This window comes from Streptomyces sp. NBC_01335, assembly GCF_035953295.1.
Classification (GTDB): Bacteria; Actinomycetota; Actinomycetes; order Streptomycetales; family Streptomycetaceae; genus Streptomyces.
Window position 1 is genome coordinate 7870458 of record NZ_CP108370.1, and the last position, 14702, is coordinate 7885159.

Sequence of the window (14702 nt, forward strand, 5' to 3'; positions counted from 1 at the left end):
GCGGAGGCCCCGATGACAGCAGCACCCCGCACCACCGGCGACCTGCCCGACGCACCGGCCGACCCGACCCTGCCGCAACTGCTGGCCCGCAACGCACGCGAGTACCCCGACCTGCCGGGGATCTCCTGGCAGCCGGCGGAGAAGGACGGCGCCTGGACGACGTTCAGCTGGGCGGAGATCGAGGAGCACACCCGGAGCCTCGCAGCCGGCTACGGGGCGCTAGGCGTCCGCCGGGGAGACCGCGTCCTGCTGATGATGTCCAACCGGCCCGAACACTGGCTGTCCGACCTGGCGCTGGTCCGCCTCGGCGCCGTCCCGGTCAGTGTCTACGGCACCGCGGCCCCCGAGCAGATCACCCACATCGCCCGCAACTGCCGGGCCCGCCTCGCCGTGGTGGAGGGGACGGCCCAAGTGGCGCTGTGGGAACCGTTGCTGACCGACGCGGACACCCCGCTGGAGCGCCTGGTGGTGGCCGAGGAGGGTGCGGAGGGAAGCCACTTCCCGTACGCCGCCCTGCTCCGCGAACCGGTGCCGGAGCGGTTCGCCGAAGGGCTGGACGCCGCCCGACCCGACGATCCGCTGACCCTCGTCTACACCTCCGGCACCAGCGGGGAACCCAAGGGCGTAGTCCTGACGCATCGTCAAGTAATGGCGAATGCACTGGCGTTGGATGCCGTGGTGGAGCTTCCGCCGCATGTCGAGCACATCTGCTATCTGCCCTTCGCGCACATCGCCGAGCGGATGCTGGGCATCTACCTGCCCTGCCACCGGGCCTCGCACGTCTACCTCTGCGCCGATCCGTCGGGCGTCGCCGCCGTGGTGCGCGAGGTGCGCCCCGCGCAGTTCTTCGGTGTGCCGAGGATCTGGGAGAAGCTCTCCGCCACCGTGCGGGGTCTCCTCTCGCTGATGCCGGCCGGGCAACTGGCCGTCATCGAGACGGCGTTCGAGGTGGCCCGGGCGCACGTCGGGTACCGCGAGCGGGGCGATGCGCCGCCCGCCGAGCTCGAAGAGCGGTACGGTCGCGTCCGCCAGGACGTACTGCTGCCGATGCTGGCCGCGGGCGGTCTGGACCGGGTGACCTGGGCGGCCAGCGCCTCGGCGCCCATGTCGGTCGACGTGGTGAGGTTCTGGGCCGGTTTCGGCATCGTCATCATGGACGCCTGGGGGCTGACCGAGACCACCGGCGTGGCCACCAGCAACAGCCCCCGGGCCGGTTTCCGGCTCGGCTCGGTGGGACGCCCGGTGGAGTCCGTGGAGATCCGCCTCGCCGAGGACGGCGAGATCCTGGTGCGGGGCGCCTCCGTCTTCTCCGGCTACCTCCAGCCGGACGGATCGGTACGGTCCGCCCTGGACCCCGACGGCTGGCTGGCCACCGGCGACATCGGCCGGACGGACGAGGACGGCTACCTGTGGCTCACCGACCGGAAGAAGGAGATGATCGTCACCTCCACCGGAAAGAACGTCTCGCCCGCGCTGGTGGAGAACGCGCTCAAGGAACACCCCCTGATCGGCCAGGCGATGGTGCACGGCGACAACCGCTCGTACCTGGTCGCCCTGCTGGTGCTCGACGCGGAGGCCGCCCCCGTCTGGGCAGCGGCCCACGGCGTCGGGACGGCGGGGGGACTGGCCGCACTGGCCGAGCACCCCGCCGTCCGGGCGGAGGTGGACCGGGCGGTGGACACCGCCAACTCCCGGCTCAACCGCAGCGAACAGGTCAAGCGGTACGAGCTGCTCGCCGAGGAGTGGGGCCCGGGAACCGGGGAGCTGACCCCGTCGCTGAAGATGCGGCGCCGGGTCATCCGGGACAAGTACGCCGACTCGCTCCTCGGCCTCTACCAGGGCTGAGCCGGTCACCCAACGCCTTCGGTTCACGCGAACGGGCGGTCCACCCCCATGGGCCGCCCGTTCGCGTATGCCGGGGCCCGTTCAGAGGCCGTAGGTCTTGCCGATGACGTCCCGCTGGATCTCGCTGGTCCCGCCGTAGACCGTGGAGACCACCGCCGCCCGCAGGTGGCGCTCCATGTCGAACTCCGTGGTGTAGCCGTAGCCGCCCATCATCTGCATGCCCTCCAGTGCGGCCCGCTTGGCGAGTTCGGTCGCCTTCAGTTTGGCCATCGACGCCTCGCGCGGGAACAGCTTCTCCGGCTGGGCGTCGCAGTCCAGGGCCGTCTCGCGCACCAGCAGCCTGGTGCACTCGATCTCGGTGGCGAGGTCGGCGATCCGGTGCCGCAGCGCCTGGAAGGAACCGACCGGCCGGCCGAACTGCTCGCGTTCGCGGACGTAGGCCACTGTGTCGTCGAAGGCGCGGCGCGCCAGGCCCAGCATGTTCGCGGCCAGGAAGAGCCGCTCGTGGTTGAGCCCGGCCATCAACTGCCGCCACCCGCCGTCCACCTGGCCCACGACCGCGTCGGCGGGCAGCCGCACGTCGGTGAGGAACACGTCGTTGACCTCCCGGCCGCCCATGGTGTCGATGCGCCGTACCTCCACGCCCGCGGTGCCGGCGGGCAGATGGAACATGGTCAGGCCACCGTGCTTGTCCTCGCCCGTACGCGCCACCAGCAGGATGTGCCTGGCGCAGTGCGCGTTGGAGATCCAGGTCTTCTGGCCGTCGATCACCCATGTGCCGTCCGCCTGCCGGCCTGCCCGGCAGCGCAGCGCGCCGACGTCCGACCCGGCCCCCGGCTCCGACATGGCGATCGAGAGCACGTCACCGCGCACGACCTTGGAGAGCACCTCCCGCCGCTGCCGCTCGGTGCCGAACTTCTCGTACGCCTTCGCGGCGATGACGGTGGTGACGAAGCCCCCGGCCGGAACCATGCCGTACGAGGTCTCCTCCAGCACGAGGCAGGCGTCGGCGATCCCGCCGCCGGAACCGCCGTACTCCTCGGGCAGGCACACCCCGAGCCAGCCCAGGTCGGCGAGCCTGCCGTACAGCTCGGGATTGTGGGCTTCACGGCCGTCCGAGGTCAGCGCGGAGCGCTGTTCGCGGGTCCCGCACTCCCGTTTGGCGAAATCACGGATGGCCGCGACGAAATCGGCCTGTTCTGCGGTGAGGCGACTGCCCATCAGGTCCTCCGGGATTCGTGATGATACTCATTGACGATAGTCGTTTCATCGTCTCCAGGGGAGGGGTTCGCCGGTATCGTGAACGCCATGAGAACCGACACGAACGACCCGGAGCTCGCCCGGGCCGCCGCACAGCCGGAGCCCGAGGACCCCACCGCGCGGCGGATCCTCGACGGCGCGCTGGAGCAGTTCACCCTCCTGGGCCTGCGACGCTCCTCCGTGGACGATGTCGCCAAACGGGCCGGAGTCTCCCGTGTCACCGTCTTCCGGCGCTTCCAGACCAAGGACAAGCTGGTCGAAGCCACCCTGCTGCGCGAACTCGGCCGCTTCTTCCAGCGGCTGGACTCGGCGGTCGCGGCGCTGCCCACCATGGAGGAGCGGGTCGTCGAGGGCTTCGTGGTCGCCCTGCGCCACACCCGCGCCCATCCGCTCTTCGGCGGCCTGCTCCGCCTCGAACCCGAGCTCGTACTGCCCTACTTGACCGTGCAGGGCGCCTTCACGCTCTCGGCCACCGTCACCTACCTGACGGCCCATCTGCGCCGCGCCCAGCAGGCGGAGGGGCGCCCGGAGGAGGACCCGCAGCCGGTCGCCGAGCTCATGGTGCGGGTCGCCGTATCCTTCCTGCTCAACCCCGCCAGCTGCATCGAGATGGACGACGAGGACCAGGCCCGGGCCTTCGCCCGCCGCTACCTGGCCCCGCTGCTGGACGCCTGACCGCCGCGCGGACCGCCGTACCTCCCCCGTACGCCGCACCCCCCGTACGCCGTGCCCGCCCCGTACGCCGTACCCGCCCGGCCGGTCAGCGGCGCCGGTGCAGCGCCCGGGCGAGGCGCACGGCGCGTTCCCTGGTGGCGGCCGGCACGTCGAAGGAGGTCAGGGCGATCGGCGGGGTGAACCGCTGCACCGTCGTCGACTGCACGGAGGTGAAGCCGCGCAGACCCTCCTCGCCGTGGATCCGCCCGAAGCCGGAGTCCTGCGAACCGCCGAACGGCAGCGCAGGCACCGCGGCGAAGCCCAGCACCGAGTTGACCGACACCGCCCCCGCGCGCAGCCGGGCCGCGATCGCCGCGCCCTCCCGCCCGCCGCGGCAGAACACCGCGGCCCCCAGGGCGTAACGCGAGGCGTTGGCCCGCTCCACCGCCTCGTCCACGTCGGTCACCGGGTTGATCGCCACGACCGGGCCGAAGGTCTCCTCCGTCATCGCCGAGGCGTCCTCCGGTACTCCCGTCAGCACCACCGGCGCGACGTACGGCGCGCGGACCGACTCGGGCCCGCCCAGCAGGGCCCGCGCACCGGCCGAGACCGCACCGGTCACGTGACGTTCCACGATCGCGACCTGGCCGGGCAGCGTCATCGGGCCGTAGGCGGCGTCCGCCTCGACGCCCGTACGCAGTGCCCCGGCCTTCTCGACCACCCGTCGGCACAGCTCCTCGTGGATCTCCCGCACCGCGTAGACCCGTTCCACCCCCGCGCAGGTCTGCCCCGAGTTGCTCAGCGCGCCCCACACGATGGCGTCGGCGGCGGCGGCGAGGTCGGCGTCCGCGGTGACGATGACGGCGTCCTTCCCGCCGCACTCGGCGAGGAACGGCGTCAGCGTCTCGGCGCACACCGCCATCACCTTGCGGGCCGTCCCCGGCGAACCGGTGAACGCCAGCTTGTCGACCCCCGCCCTGGCCAGTGCGTCCCCGGTGGCCGCCGCGCCGGTGACGGTGGTGAGCAGCCCGGCGTGCTCGGGCACGGCCGCGTCGAAGAGCCCGGCCAGCAGGACGCCGGTGGCGGGGGTCAGTTCGGACGGCTTGAACACCACGGCGTTCCCCGCGGCCAAGGCGTAGCCGATGGAGCCCATCGGGGTGTACAGCGGGTAGTTCCAGGGGCCGATCACCCCGACCACGCCGAGCGGCCGGTGCACCAGTGAGGCCCGCTGGTGGACGGTGAACAGCCCGGTGCGCACCTTCCGGCGGCGCAGCACGCGTTCCGCGTTGCGGGCGGCCCACCCCAGGTGTTCCAGCGTGAGGACGACCTCCAGCGCCGCGTCGCCGGCCGGTTTGCCGGTCTCCTCGGCGATGGTGCGCGCCATGGCGTCCAGGTCGGTGGCGAGCGCCTTCTTCCAGCGCACCAGGTGGTCGCGGCGCCGGGAGGCCGGAAGTGCGGCCCACCCCGCCTGCACGGCCCGGGCCCGGGCGGTCGCGCGGGAGACCTCTTCCGGCCCGTTCACCGGGTGTTCGGCGAGCGGCTCGCCGGTCGCGGGGGAGTAGGTGGTGAAGGTCGCGGCGCGCGGCGCGGCGGCCGGGGAGCTGTGGGTCATCGGGTCTCCTCAGGGGGAGTACGGGGAAGTGCGCGGGGAGTTCCGGGGGGCGACTGCTCCGGAACGGAGGGCGTTCCGGCGTGTCTCGTACGCGATCGGTGGCGTGTGGTCGTGCCGCTCGCGGCCGGCGGTCCGGAGCCTCAGGGTGGCGGTCCGGAACCTCCGGGCGGCTCCCCATGAGTCGAAGATACTCAAACTATTGAGTTGTTTCATCGTGCGTCAATACTCCGGACGCGGTGGGGCGGCGAGGTGTTCGGCTGGGCCGCACCCGGGAGGTCAACTGCGCTTTTTCGAACGGCTGATGACGGATCGCGCGGGTGTCCGAGGCACCCTTTCCCGGTGAGCCGTACCAAGCCGTCCGCGCGGTCGTGCGGTGCGGCCGGAAGGATGTCGCACCCGGACATTCCAGGCAATTCATCCATCATGGGGCCTATGTCTCCTCCTCCCGGACCGGCTCCGAAGCAGCGCCGCACCGCCCCGGACTCGCTCGGTATCTGGCTGGTGGCGGCGGCCTTCGCCGTGACGATGATGGGCACGACGCTGCCCACCCCGCTGTACGTCCTCTACCAGGAGGAGTTCGGCTTCTCCACGCTGATGATCACCGTCATCTTCGCGACCTACGCGGTCGGCGTGGTGGTGGCGCTGCTCTGCTGCGGCCACGTCTCGGACGAGATCGGACGGCGCCGCACCCTCCTGCCGGGGCTGGCCCTCTCCATGGCCAGTTCGGGAATCTTCCTCGCCGCCTCCGAACTGGCCCTGCTCTTCCCGGCCCGTCTGCTGTCCGGGCTGTCCGCCGGTCTCTTCACGGGAACGGCGACCGCCGCGATCGTCGACCTCGCGGGCGCCCGGAGCCCCGGGCGGGCGACGCTGGTGGCCACGGTCACCCAGATGGGCGGCCTCGGAAGCGGCCCGCTGATCGGCAGCCTGCTGGCGGAGTACGCGCCCGCCCCGCTGCGGCTGCCCTTCGCGCTCGACCTCGGGCTCCTCGTCCTCGCGTCCGTCGCCGTCCGGTTCATGCCCGAACCCGTCACCGTCACCGCACGCCGCCCGCGTCTGCGCCTGGCGCGGCCGCAGGTCCCCGCGCACATGCGCGGCGTCTTCCTGCGGGCGTCCATCGCGGGCTTCGCCGGGTTCGCGGTGCTCGGTCTGTTCACCGCCGTGGTCCCCTCGTTCCTGCGCGAGCTCCTCGACCTACCCGGCCTGACCGTGGCCGGAGTGGTGATCTGCGCGATCTTCTGCGCCTCGGCGGTCGGGCAGGTGGTTCTGGTACCGGCCTTCGGACCGCGCGCCCTCCCCGTGGGGTGCGCCGGCCTCATCCTCGGCATGGTCCTGCTCACCGCGGGTTTCGCCACCGCGTCGTTCGGCCTCCTGCTCACCGGCGGACTCACCGCCGGAGCGGGCCAGGGCATGAGCTTCCGCGCGGGCCTCGCCGACATCAACGCGGCCGCCCCCACCGACCGCAGGGGCGACCTGGCCTCCGTCTACTTCACCGTGCTGTACGTGGCGCTCGCCCTGCCGGTCGTCGGAGTGGGCCTCGCCGCCGACCTGTTCGGGCTGCGCACCGCGGGCATCGCCTTCGGCGTGGTCGTCGCCCTGCTCGCGGCGTGGACGCTCTTCGCGGTCCTGCGCAACGGCCGGACCGGCCACGACCGCGTGGGAAGAGGCTGAAGGTTCCTGGAAACGACGGAACGGTGAAGCCCTCCCAGGGCCTCACCGCTCCGACGTTTCCAGGAGGCGCGCGCCTACGCCGACTCCCGGTCCGCGACGGGACCTTCCTGCCCGGGGACCGAGACCTCCGCGCCGTCCGGGGCCCGCCACGGCGCGCCGGGCACATGAGGGGGCTGCCGGTGACCGGGTCGGGGACGACGACCGGCTCCAGGCCGAAGACGTCGTGGACCAGTTGCGCGGTGACGACGTCACGCGGCGGTCCCAGGGTGGTGCGCGGTCTTCGGCTGGTTCATACGACTGGTGTCCTTCATACGGCGCCACCGTGCGGCGTCGTACCAGCGCGATGAGCAACGGCACCCCGAGCAGCGCGGTCATGACGGCCACCGGCACCTCCCAGGGCGGGTGATGATCCTCGCCTCCGACGTACTCGGCCGTATCGTCTTCCCGGTGCTTGGTTTGCCAGGAGGATTGTGTACGGAGCATTGCATCTTCATGGCGCAACTTCCGATTTCATCGACTTCCCCAGGCGCCTACCGGCAACGTGATCACCGGAACCGCTCACTCGACGCTCCCGCGGCCGGCTCGGAGGAGCGGGGTGCGGGGCGCCCGCCCGTACGGAGGCCTGCCATGCCAGCCCCCGCCAGACGCACCCTGCTCAAATCCGCCGTCCTCGCCGTGGCCGACTCCCCGCTCACCTGGGGCGCCGCCACCTCCGCCCGGCGTCCGGCAGCGAGGCCCCGGGGGCACGCCGGAGTGACCTGGGGGATGCCCTGGGCCAGGGGCGTGTGGACGGACGAGCGGCAGAGGTTCCGGCTCAGCACCGCCGACGGCACGGACGTCCCCGTCCAGAGCCGGCCCGGACACCTACTTCCCCCCAACGACCGGAACCCGGTGACCGTCCGCGTCCCGGCCGTCCTGCGCGAGACCACCGAGATCCCCTGGATCTCCACCAACCCCTCCGCGCAGTGGGCCCTCGCGGCCATCCGGAACCTGGCGCTGATCGGCGCCGACCTCCCCTCCGCCTGATCCCGCCGACCCACGACCCGAGGAGCACCCGCCCATGACCACCACCCGCAGAGCCTTCGCCGCCCTGGCGGCCGGAGCCGCGCTCTCCGCCGTACTGCCCGCCACCGCCCAAGCCCACGCCGCGCCCCACGCCCGGGACCGCGCACCCGAGGGGCGCACGGGCGCACTGCTCGCCCACGACGACTTCCGGCACGGCCTGGACCAGTGGGCCGTCGAACTGGAGAACGGCGGCAGCGTCACCGCACGCCACGGCGTCCTGGACATCGACACCCCGGCCGGCGCCACCGTCTGGTTCCGCAGGCGCCTGAACGGTCCGTACGTGCTGACCTACACCGCCACTGCCGTCTCGGCCGGCGGCGCCAACGACCGGGTCTCAGACCTCAACAACTTCTGGAACGCCACCGACACCCGCTCCCCGCGCGACCTCTTCGCGACCCACCGCGACGGCACCCTCGCCGACTACGACCAGCTGACCACCTACTACGCGGGTTACGGCGCCAACTCCAACACGACGACACGGCTGCGCCGTTATGTCGGCGAGGCCGGGGTCCGCCCGCTCGTGTACGACTACACCGAGCCACTGCTCACGCCGGACCGGCCCAACCACGTACGCATCGAGTCGGACGGCTCGAAGGTCCGCTGGTGGAACAACGGCATCCTGGTCTTCGACTACCAGGACCCCGAGCCGTACACCGCGGGACACTTCGCCTTCCGAACGACCTGGAGCCACTTCCGCATCACCGACTTCGAGGTGCGACGCGGTCGCTGACGGGGGCTCAGCAATGGTCCGGAGCGGTACCCGTCCGCTCCGGACCGACCCGTGCCGGCCGCCAGGCGCGCCCTACTCCGGTGCGTACGCCTCCACTTCGAGGATCCGCGAGTAGTCGGCGCTGTTGGAGGCGTGGACGAGCACCCGGACCGCGTCCGTGGTGACCGGTTCGAAGGTGGTGACGATCCGGTCGAGGGTGTTGCCCCGGTAGGACCCGACGGTCAGCCACTCGCCCCCGGACCGCACCTGGACGTCGAAGTCCTTGATGCCCTGGAGGGCCGCCGGGCGTGCCGGGGTGCCGTAGGTGACGGTCTCGATCCGCCCCAGCTCGACCGGCTGGGGCCACTCGACCGCGAGCCAGTCGGGGAAGACGCCCTTGTCGGCGTCGTTCCAGCCGTACCCGGACCCCCAGTGGAGGTAGTCGCTGTCCCCGTCCACGGCGGCGCAGGTGGTGAAGTTCCCGTGGGTCGAGGAGGCGGTCACCGCCCTCCCGTAGGCCAGGTCGACGCCCGGACCGGGCGCGGGCGGGGCCTGGACCGTGAGGGGGACCACGACGCGCTGCTTGCCCGAGACGGCGGTCAGGTCGTAGGTGCCCGGCGCCGTGCCCGGCGGGACCCGTACGCCCACCGAACGGGTCACCGGCCGGTCGGGGTCGGCGGCCGGCAGGTAGGTCGAGAACACCTGGTCCGAGAGGGTGATCGGCGCCTCCGCGGTCAGCGTCGCGTCGGCGAACAGCGCCGTCGTACCGGTGTTGGTCATGGAGACGCTGAACTTCGTCGGCATGCAGGGGAGTTCGGATCCGGTGAGGCTGGTAGGCGAGGCCGAGAGCACCACGGGGCCCGCGGACGACTTGGGCAAGGACTGCCCGGCGGCGTGGGCCTCGTGGGCCGAGCCGCCGGTGGCGAGGGTGGACGCGGTGATGGCGACGAAGGCGACGGCGGTGACCGTACGGACGTTCTTCACGGCTGTCTTCATGGCGCGCTCCTCAGGCCTGCTGGACGGCGGGAACGCCGTTCTCGACGGCGAGGACGGTCCGGCTGCTCACGGTGCCGTCCGGCACGGTGACCCGGTCGCACACGCGGTGGTCGGCCAGCCAGAGGTCCGGGGTGATCTCGCAACTGACGTAACCGCGCTGGAAGTTGCCGAACTTCATGTGCGGGTTCTCGGAGAGGAGCGCCTGTCCCGTGGCGTCGAGGTCCTGACCGTCGAGGCCGGAGGCGATCGAGGTTCCCACGAACTCGGTCGCCACCACGCGGGAATCGGGGTCGTGGAAGTCGAGCGCCAGATCGCTGGCGACGCTGCGGTGCAGGTCGCCGGCGAGGCTGACGACGTTGCGCACCCCCCGGTCCGCGATGCCGCCGAGCACCCGGTCGCGGGAGGCGCTGTACCCGTCCCAGGTGTCCATCGGGACGGCGACGTCCGGTCCGTACGTCGTGTCGAGCAGGGTGATGGCCGTCTGGTGGCCGAGGATGTTCCAGTGCGCCCGTGAGCCGCTGAGCCCGTCGAGCAGCCAGCGCTCCTGCGGGAAGCCGAGGATGGAACGGGCCGGGTCGGCGGTCGCCGCGTTCGGGGCCTTGGTCCCGTCGCCGTTCGCCTGGTCGTCGCGGTACTGACGGGTGTCGAGCATCGAGAACTCGGCGAGGCGCCCGTACGCGAGCCGCCGGTACAACTGCATGTCCGGGCCCTGCGGGAACTGCGGCGCGCGCAGCGGCATGTTCTCCCAGTACGCCCGGAACCCGTTGGCCCGGCGGATCAGCAGGTCGTCCGGCGTGGAGCCGTCGGCGGCGAGGTTCGCCCAGTTGTTGACGACCTCGTGGTCGTCGAAGACCACGATCCACGGGGCGGAGTGGTGGGCGGCCTGGAGGTCGGGGTCGAGCTTGTAGTACGCGTACCGCTGCCGGTAGTCGTCCAGGGTCACCGCCTGGCGGGTGTTGTGCTCGTCGCCGTCGCCCGGGCGGACGCCCCGGTCGATGCCGAACTCGTAGATGTAGTCCCCGAGGAACAGCACCACGTCGTGGCGGCGGGCCGCGAGGTCGCGGTGGGCGGTGAACCAGCCCTCCCAGATCGCCTGGCAGGAGGCGAAGGCCAGGGAGAGGCGCGGCACGAGCTGATGGGCGGCGGGCGCGGTCTTCGTACGCCCCACCGGGCTGATGAACCCGCCGCAGCGGAACCGGTAGAAGTACTCGCGCCACGGCTCCAGGCCGCGGACGTCGACATGGGCGGTGTGGTTGAACTCGGGGGTCAGCTGGGCGGTACCGCGCCGCACGATCCTGCGGAACCGCTCGTCGGCCGCGACCTCCCACTGCACCGGGTGGGTCCGCCGGTCCATTCCGCTGAACGGGGCGAGGGGATCGGGCGCCAGCCGGGTCCACAGGACGACCCCGTCGGGCAGGGGATCACCGGAGGCGACACCCAGTTTGAAGGGATCGTCCTTGAGCCGGGCGGCGGGAGCGGCGGCGGCCTCACCCGCGCTGGGGAGGGCACCGGACAGGGCGAGGGCGGCAGCGGCGGCCGTGACGGTGACGAACCGTCGGCGTGTGGCTGCCGTGAGCGCCGGAGGTGGAGCGAGTCTGGAAGTCACCTCTTCACCACAACGGAGCGCCGTGAACACGGGGCGTCTGCCGGGAGTCCGTCGACGGGCGATGAGCCGACTCCTTATTGTCAGGGACCCGACAGTCTTGCGGGTGGCGCCACGGGTGCGCCCCCGCGGACCTCGGCCCGCGGCGCGTCGGCCCCCGTGCACTATATGGACGCGCGGGGCGTCCCCGGTGAAGGGCGCGCAACCGGTGGGCCGCGAACTCCACCCCCGGCTCTTCGTGTGCCAGTCCGGCACCGGAAGCGCGTGATCCGGCCCGGTGCGCGCGTCCAGCCCCCGGCGGCCGAGATGCCGGGGGCTGGACGTGTGCCGCACGTGGGCTGGGCGGCCCGCCCGTGGGGTGGGCCGCTCGTGGTCAGGAGGCGACGAACTTGGCGATCTGGCCGAGCACGACCGTGTCCGTCAGGTACCCGATGTGGGTCTGGCAGACCACGTTGTTGTTGGTCGCTCCGTCCAGCTTGGTGCTGGTGTACGGGAGGATGATGCCGTCGCACGCCGAGTACCAGGTGGCGTACTTGGTGGTGCCGGGGGTCTCGTCGCCCGAGGTGATCTGGGAGATGAACGAGGAGCCCGGGTACATCTGCTGGCAGGTCGTGTAGATCAGGCAGGCGCCGGCGTACGTGGTGCCGTGGTTGGCGCCGGCGATCGAGGCGAGGTGGCTGACGCTGGTGTTGCCGCCCAGCACCTTCAGGTAGTACTGGCTGACCAGGCCGCCCATCGAGTGGTTGACGATGGCGACCTTGCTCGCGCCGGTCTGCGCCTTCACGTTGTTGACGAAGGTGGCGAGGCCCTGCGCGTTGGTGATGTTGTTGCCGTACGAGTTGTACTCGTAGGCGAACAGGTTGGAGCTGGACCAGCCGTTGAGCTGGAAGACGCTCTTGGCGGTCACCCAGTTGGAAGCGTTGCCGGTGTACCCGTGGACGAAGACCACCGGGGTGCTGGTCGACAGCACCTGTGCGGAGGCCGACCGGCTCACGGAGGCGGCCGGCGCGGAGGCGGAGTCGGCGGCGCCGGCGGTCGACGCCGAGGAGAACAGGGCGAACGCGGCGGCGGCGGCCGCGAGGACGCCGAGAACGCGGCGGGGGGAACGACGCATGGAATGCTCCTGACAAAGATGCGGGTGGCTCGGTGTCTGGCCCGACCAGAGTCTCGGAGCGGGAGCCGGCCGCCATCGGCGAAATCGCCAGCGTTCGCGGTGGGCCGCGTCGCCGGGGTCTGCGGGAGTGGGCCCGTCGGAGCGAGCGCGCCGTGTCGTCGGCGCGTGCCTCGCCGCGCCCCGAGGGCGGCACCGGGTGATGTGGCGCCCGAGTCGTACAGGTGAAACTGTACAGTCCAAACTGTAGAAGCTACCGTGGGGAGCATGAGCGAGAACCCGCAGCCCTCACCCTCGGCGGTCCAGGCTTCGCACGAGATCCGTGCGGTCATCAGCCGGATCCGGCGTCGCATCCTGAACGCCTCCGCCGTCGAGGACCTCACCCTCGGGCAGTCGTCGGTCCTGGCCCGGCTGGCCGGTGAGGAAGGTGTCACCGCGACCGAGCTCGCCGCCGCGGAAGGTGTGCGCCACCAGTCGATGACGGCCACGGTCGCGGCGCTCGTCGCGAGGGGACTCCTGGTACGCCGCCCCGACCCGGCGGACGGGCGGCGCCTGCTGATCGCACTGACACCCGAGGGCAGGCGGCGGGTGGAGGAAGGCCGGCAGGTCCGTACGGAATGGCTGGCCGAACGCCTGCAGGACAGGTGCACGGAAGAAGAGCGCCAGGCAGTGATCGCCGCCCTGGCCGTACTGGAGCGGTTGACCCATGACTGACGCGAAGACGCAATCCATAGCCGGGACGGAGAAGCCGGCGTTCGACCGGCGGCTGCTGCCGCCGATGATGCTCGGCTCCGTCCTGAACCCGATCAACTCGACGATCATCTCCGTCGCGCTCGTCCCCATCGCCAAGGCCCTGGGCGCCCCGGCCTCGCAGACGGCGTGGCTGGTCTCCGCCCTCTACCTGGCCACGGCACTCGGGCAGCCCGTCGTGGGCCGGCTCATCGACATCTTCGGGCCGCGCAGGCTCTTCCTCGTCAGCACGAGCCTCGTCGGCGTCGCCGGCGTCGTCGGCACCCTGGCGCCCAACCTCGGCGTACTGATCGCCTCCCGGGTCCTGCTCGGATTCGGCACCTGCGCCGGATATCCCGCCGCCATGGCGCTGCTGCGCAGCGAGGGCAAACGCACCGGACAGGACAACCCCGGCGGGGTACTGACCGCTCTCGCGGTCGCCAACCAGACCGTCGCCGTCATCGGACCGCTGCTCGGCGGACTGCTCATCGGAGTGGGTGGCTGGCGTGCGACCTTCGCGCTGAACATCCCGCTGGCCGTCGCCGCCGTACTCCTGGGGCTCTGGCGACTGCCCGAGGCGGGCGTCGAGGACGAGCCGGCCACGGGCGGGTCCCCGCAGCGGGGGAGCGTGGCCGCCCGGATCGACCTGCCCGGCATGGGACTGTTCGCCGCGACGCTCACCTCGCTGCTGCTCTTCCTGATGAACCTGCACCTGCGCAACTGGTACCTGCTGCTGATCGTCGTCGCCGCCGGAGCCGCCTTCGCCGTACGCGAGCTGCGTACCGCCACCCCCTTCATCGACCTGCGGGTACTCGGTGGCAACACCCCGCTGCTGGCCACCTACGTACGTGCGCTCGTCGCGTACGTCGTCGCGTACGCCTTCCTCTACGGCTTCAGCCAGTGGACCGAGGAGGGCTACGGGCTGTCGCCCTTCCACGCCGGGCTGGTCCAGATCCCCATGTTCCTGATGGCGATCGGCATCTCCGTGGTCACCGGGCGGCGCAAGAGCGTGCGCGGCAAACTGCTCGTCGGCGCGGCCGGGCAGATCGTCGCCTGCCTGGTGATCCTGACGCTCTCGGGGACCAGCCCCGTGTGGCTGCTGCTCCTGGTTGCCCTGATCTTCGGCGTCCCGCAGGGGCTGAACAACCTGGCCCTGCAGAACTCCGTCTACTTCCAGGCCGATCCCGAGCGCACCGCCTCCTCGGCCGGCCTGCTGCGCACCTTCGCCTACATCGGCTCGATGGTCGCCTCCTCCGCGACCGCCGCGTCCTTCGGGGAACACGCCGACACCGGCGGCATGCACCAGCTCGCCTGGGTGATGCTCGGTGCCGGGGTGGTCTACCTCCTGCTGACCGTCTGCGACCGCACCCTCGGCAAGGCCGCCGCGGCCACGGACACCGCGCGGACCGGGAAGTAGCCCGGGCGGCGGGAAGCAGCCCCCGCCGCCCGG

General features: G+C 71.8%; 12 protein-coding genes and 1 pseudogene. 7 read left to right on the top strand and 6 right to left on the bottom strand.

Translation table 11 applies throughout. The annotated features are described in order from the left end of the window. Nucleotides 1–12: 12 nt before the first annotated feature. Nucleotides 13–1845, top strand: a complete 1833-nt coding sequence (locus tag OG599_RS33175; protein ID WP_327179666.1) for an AMP-dependent synthetase/ligase — start codon at nt 13–15, stop codon at nt 1843–1845. Between the two features lie 81 nt (nt 1846–1926). On the opposite strand, the gene OG599_RS33180 is transcribed toward OG599_RS33175, so the two are convergent. Further along, nucleotides 1927–3066 (bottom strand): acyl-CoA dehydrogenase family protein, encoded by a 1140-nt coding sequence (locus tag OG599_RS33180; protein WP_327179667.1) that lies wholly within the window; start codon nt 3064–3066, stop codon nt 1927–1929. 87 nt (nt 3067–3153) lie between these two features. Between OG599_RS33180 and OG599_RS33185 the strand changes: the two genes are divergently transcribed. Continuing rightward, a complete protein-coding gene (locus OG599_RS33185; protein ID WP_327179668.1) occupies nt 3154–3780 on the top strand; it encodes a TetR/AcrR family transcriptional regulator in 627 nt (208 codons plus the stop codon). Between the two features lie 85 nt (nt 3781–3865). On the opposite strand, the gene OG599_RS33190 is transcribed toward OG599_RS33185, so the two are convergent. Then, on the bottom strand, nt 3866–5371 hold the full coding sequence (locus tag OG599_RS33190; RefSeq protein WP_327179669.1) for an aldehyde dehydrogenase family protein: 1506 nt from the start codon (nt 5369–5371) through the stop codon (nt 3866–3868). Between the two features lie 432 nt (nt 5372–5803). On the opposite strand from OG599_RS33190, the gene OG599_RS33195 reads away from it, so the two are divergent. Beyond that, nucleotides 5804–7039, top strand: coding sequence for an MFS transporter (locus OG599_RS33195; protein WP_327179670.1), 1236 nt, complete (start codon nt 5804–5806; stop codon nt 7037–7039). Between the two features lie 74 nt (nt 7040–7113). Here OG599_RS33195 and OG599_RS35545 read toward each other — a convergent pair. Continuing rightward, nucleotides 7114–7301: pseudogene (locus tag OG599_RS35545) on the bottom strand (cobalamin/Fe(3+)-siderophore ABC transporter ATP-binding protein); the annotation flags it as partial. Nucleotides 7302–7666: 365 nt separating this feature from the next. Between OG599_RS35545 and OG599_RS33205 the strand changes: the two are divergent. Together OG599_RS33205 and OG599_RS33210 are read left to right on the top strand one after the other, a co-directional pair. Next, nucleotides 7667–8065, top strand: a complete 399-nt coding sequence (locus OG599_RS33205; protein ID WP_327179672.1) for an exo-rhamnogalacturonan lyase family protein — start codon at nt 7667–7669, stop codon at nt 8063–8065. Between the two features lie 34 nt (nt 8066–8099). Then, nucleotides 8100–8834 carry a DUF6250 domain-containing protein gene (locus OG599_RS33210; RefSeq protein ID WP_327179673.1) on the top strand — a complete coding sequence of 245 codons (735 nt, stop codon included), beginning with the start codon at nt 8100–8102 and terminating at the stop codon, nt 8832–8834. Nucleotides 8835–8906: 72 nt separating this feature from the next. Here the strand turns inward: OG599_RS33210 and OG599_RS33215 are convergent, their stop codons facing one another. The 3 genes from OG599_RS33215 to OG599_RS33225 all read right to left on the bottom strand — a co-directional run bounded on the left by OG599_RS33215 (nt 8907) and on the right by OG599_RS33225 (nt 12526). Next, the gene (locus tag OG599_RS33215) at nt 8907–9809 is read right to left on the bottom strand and encodes a discoidin domain-containing protein (RefSeq protein ID WP_327179674.1); all 903 of its coding nucleotides are present in this window, start codon (nt 9807–9809) and stop codon (nt 8907–8909) included. Between the two features lie 10 nt (nt 9810–9819). Beyond that, entirely contained in the window at nt 9820–11415 is a 1596-nt protein-coding gene (locus OG599_RS33220) for an alkaline phosphatase D family protein (RefSeq protein ID WP_327179676.1), read from the bottom strand. Between the two features lie 370 nt (nt 11416–11785). After that, a complete protein-coding gene (locus OG599_RS33225) occupies nt 11786–12526 on the bottom strand; it encodes an esterase/lipase family protein (protein ID WP_327179677.1) in 741 nt (246 codons plus the stop codon). 264 nt (nt 12527–12790) lie between these two features. Here OG599_RS33225 and OG599_RS33230 point away from each other — a divergent pair, with 264 nt between their 5' ends. Then, nucleotides 12791–13237, top strand: a complete 447-nt coding sequence (locus OG599_RS33230) for a MarR family winged helix-turn-helix transcriptional regulator (RefSeq protein ID WP_327179678.1) — start codon at nt 12791–12793, stop codon at nt 13235–13237. Then, a complete protein-coding gene (locus OG599_RS33235; protein ID WP_327179679.1) occupies nt 13230–14669 on the top strand; it encodes an MFS transporter in 1440 nt (479 codons plus the stop codon). The genes OG599_RS33230 and OG599_RS33235 overlap by 8 nt, the downstream gene beginning before the upstream one ends. Nucleotides 14670–14702: the final 33 nt, after the last annotated feature.

Excerpts from the sequence above, each read along its gene's own strand:
- OG599_RS33225 (WP_327179677.1), bottom strand. The coding sequence starts at position 12,526 with ATGCGTCGTTCCCCCCGCCGCGTTCTCGGCGTCCTCGCGGCCGCCGCC.
- OG599_RS33190 (WP_327179669.1), bottom strand. The coding sequence starts at position 5,371 with ATGACCCACAGCTCCCCGGCCGCCGCGCCGCGCGCCGCGACCTTCACC.
- OG599_RS33175 (WP_327179666.1), top strand. The coding sequence starts at position 13 with ATGACAGCAGCACCCCGCACCACCGGCGACCTGCCCGACGCACCGGCC.
- OG599_RS33210 (WP_327179673.1), top strand. The coding sequence starts at position 8,100 with ATGACCACCACCCGCAGAGCCTTCGCCGCCCTGGCGGCCGGAGCCGCG.
- OG599_RS33205 (WP_327179672.1), top strand. The coding sequence starts at position 7,667 with ATGCCAGCCCCCGCCAGACGCACCCTGCTCAAATCCGCCGTCCTCGCC.
- OG599_RS33195 (WP_327179670.1), top strand. The coding sequence starts at position 5,804 with ATGTCTCCTCCTCCCGGACCGGCTCCGAAGCAGCGCCGCACCGCCCCG.
- OG599_RS33215 (WP_327179674.1), bottom strand. The coding sequence starts at position 9,809 with ATGAAGACAGCCGTGAAGAACGTCCGTACGGTCACCGCCGTCGCCTTC.
- OG599_RS33185 (WP_327179668.1), top strand. The coding sequence starts at position 3,154 with ATGAGAACCGACACGAACGACCCGGAGCTCGCCCGGGCCGCCGCACAG.
- OG599_RS33235 (WP_327179679.1), top strand. The coding sequence starts at position 13,230 with ATGACTGACGCGAAGACGCAATCCATAGCCGGGACGGAGAAGCCGGCG.
- OG599_RS33230 (WP_327179678.1), top strand. The coding sequence starts at position 12,791 with ATGAGCGAGAACCCGCAGCCCTCACCCTCGGCGGTCCAGGCTTCGCAC.
- OG599_RS33180 (WP_327179667.1), bottom strand. The coding sequence starts at position 3,066 with ATGGGCAGTCGCCTCACCGCAGAACAGGCCGATTTCGTCGCGGCCATC.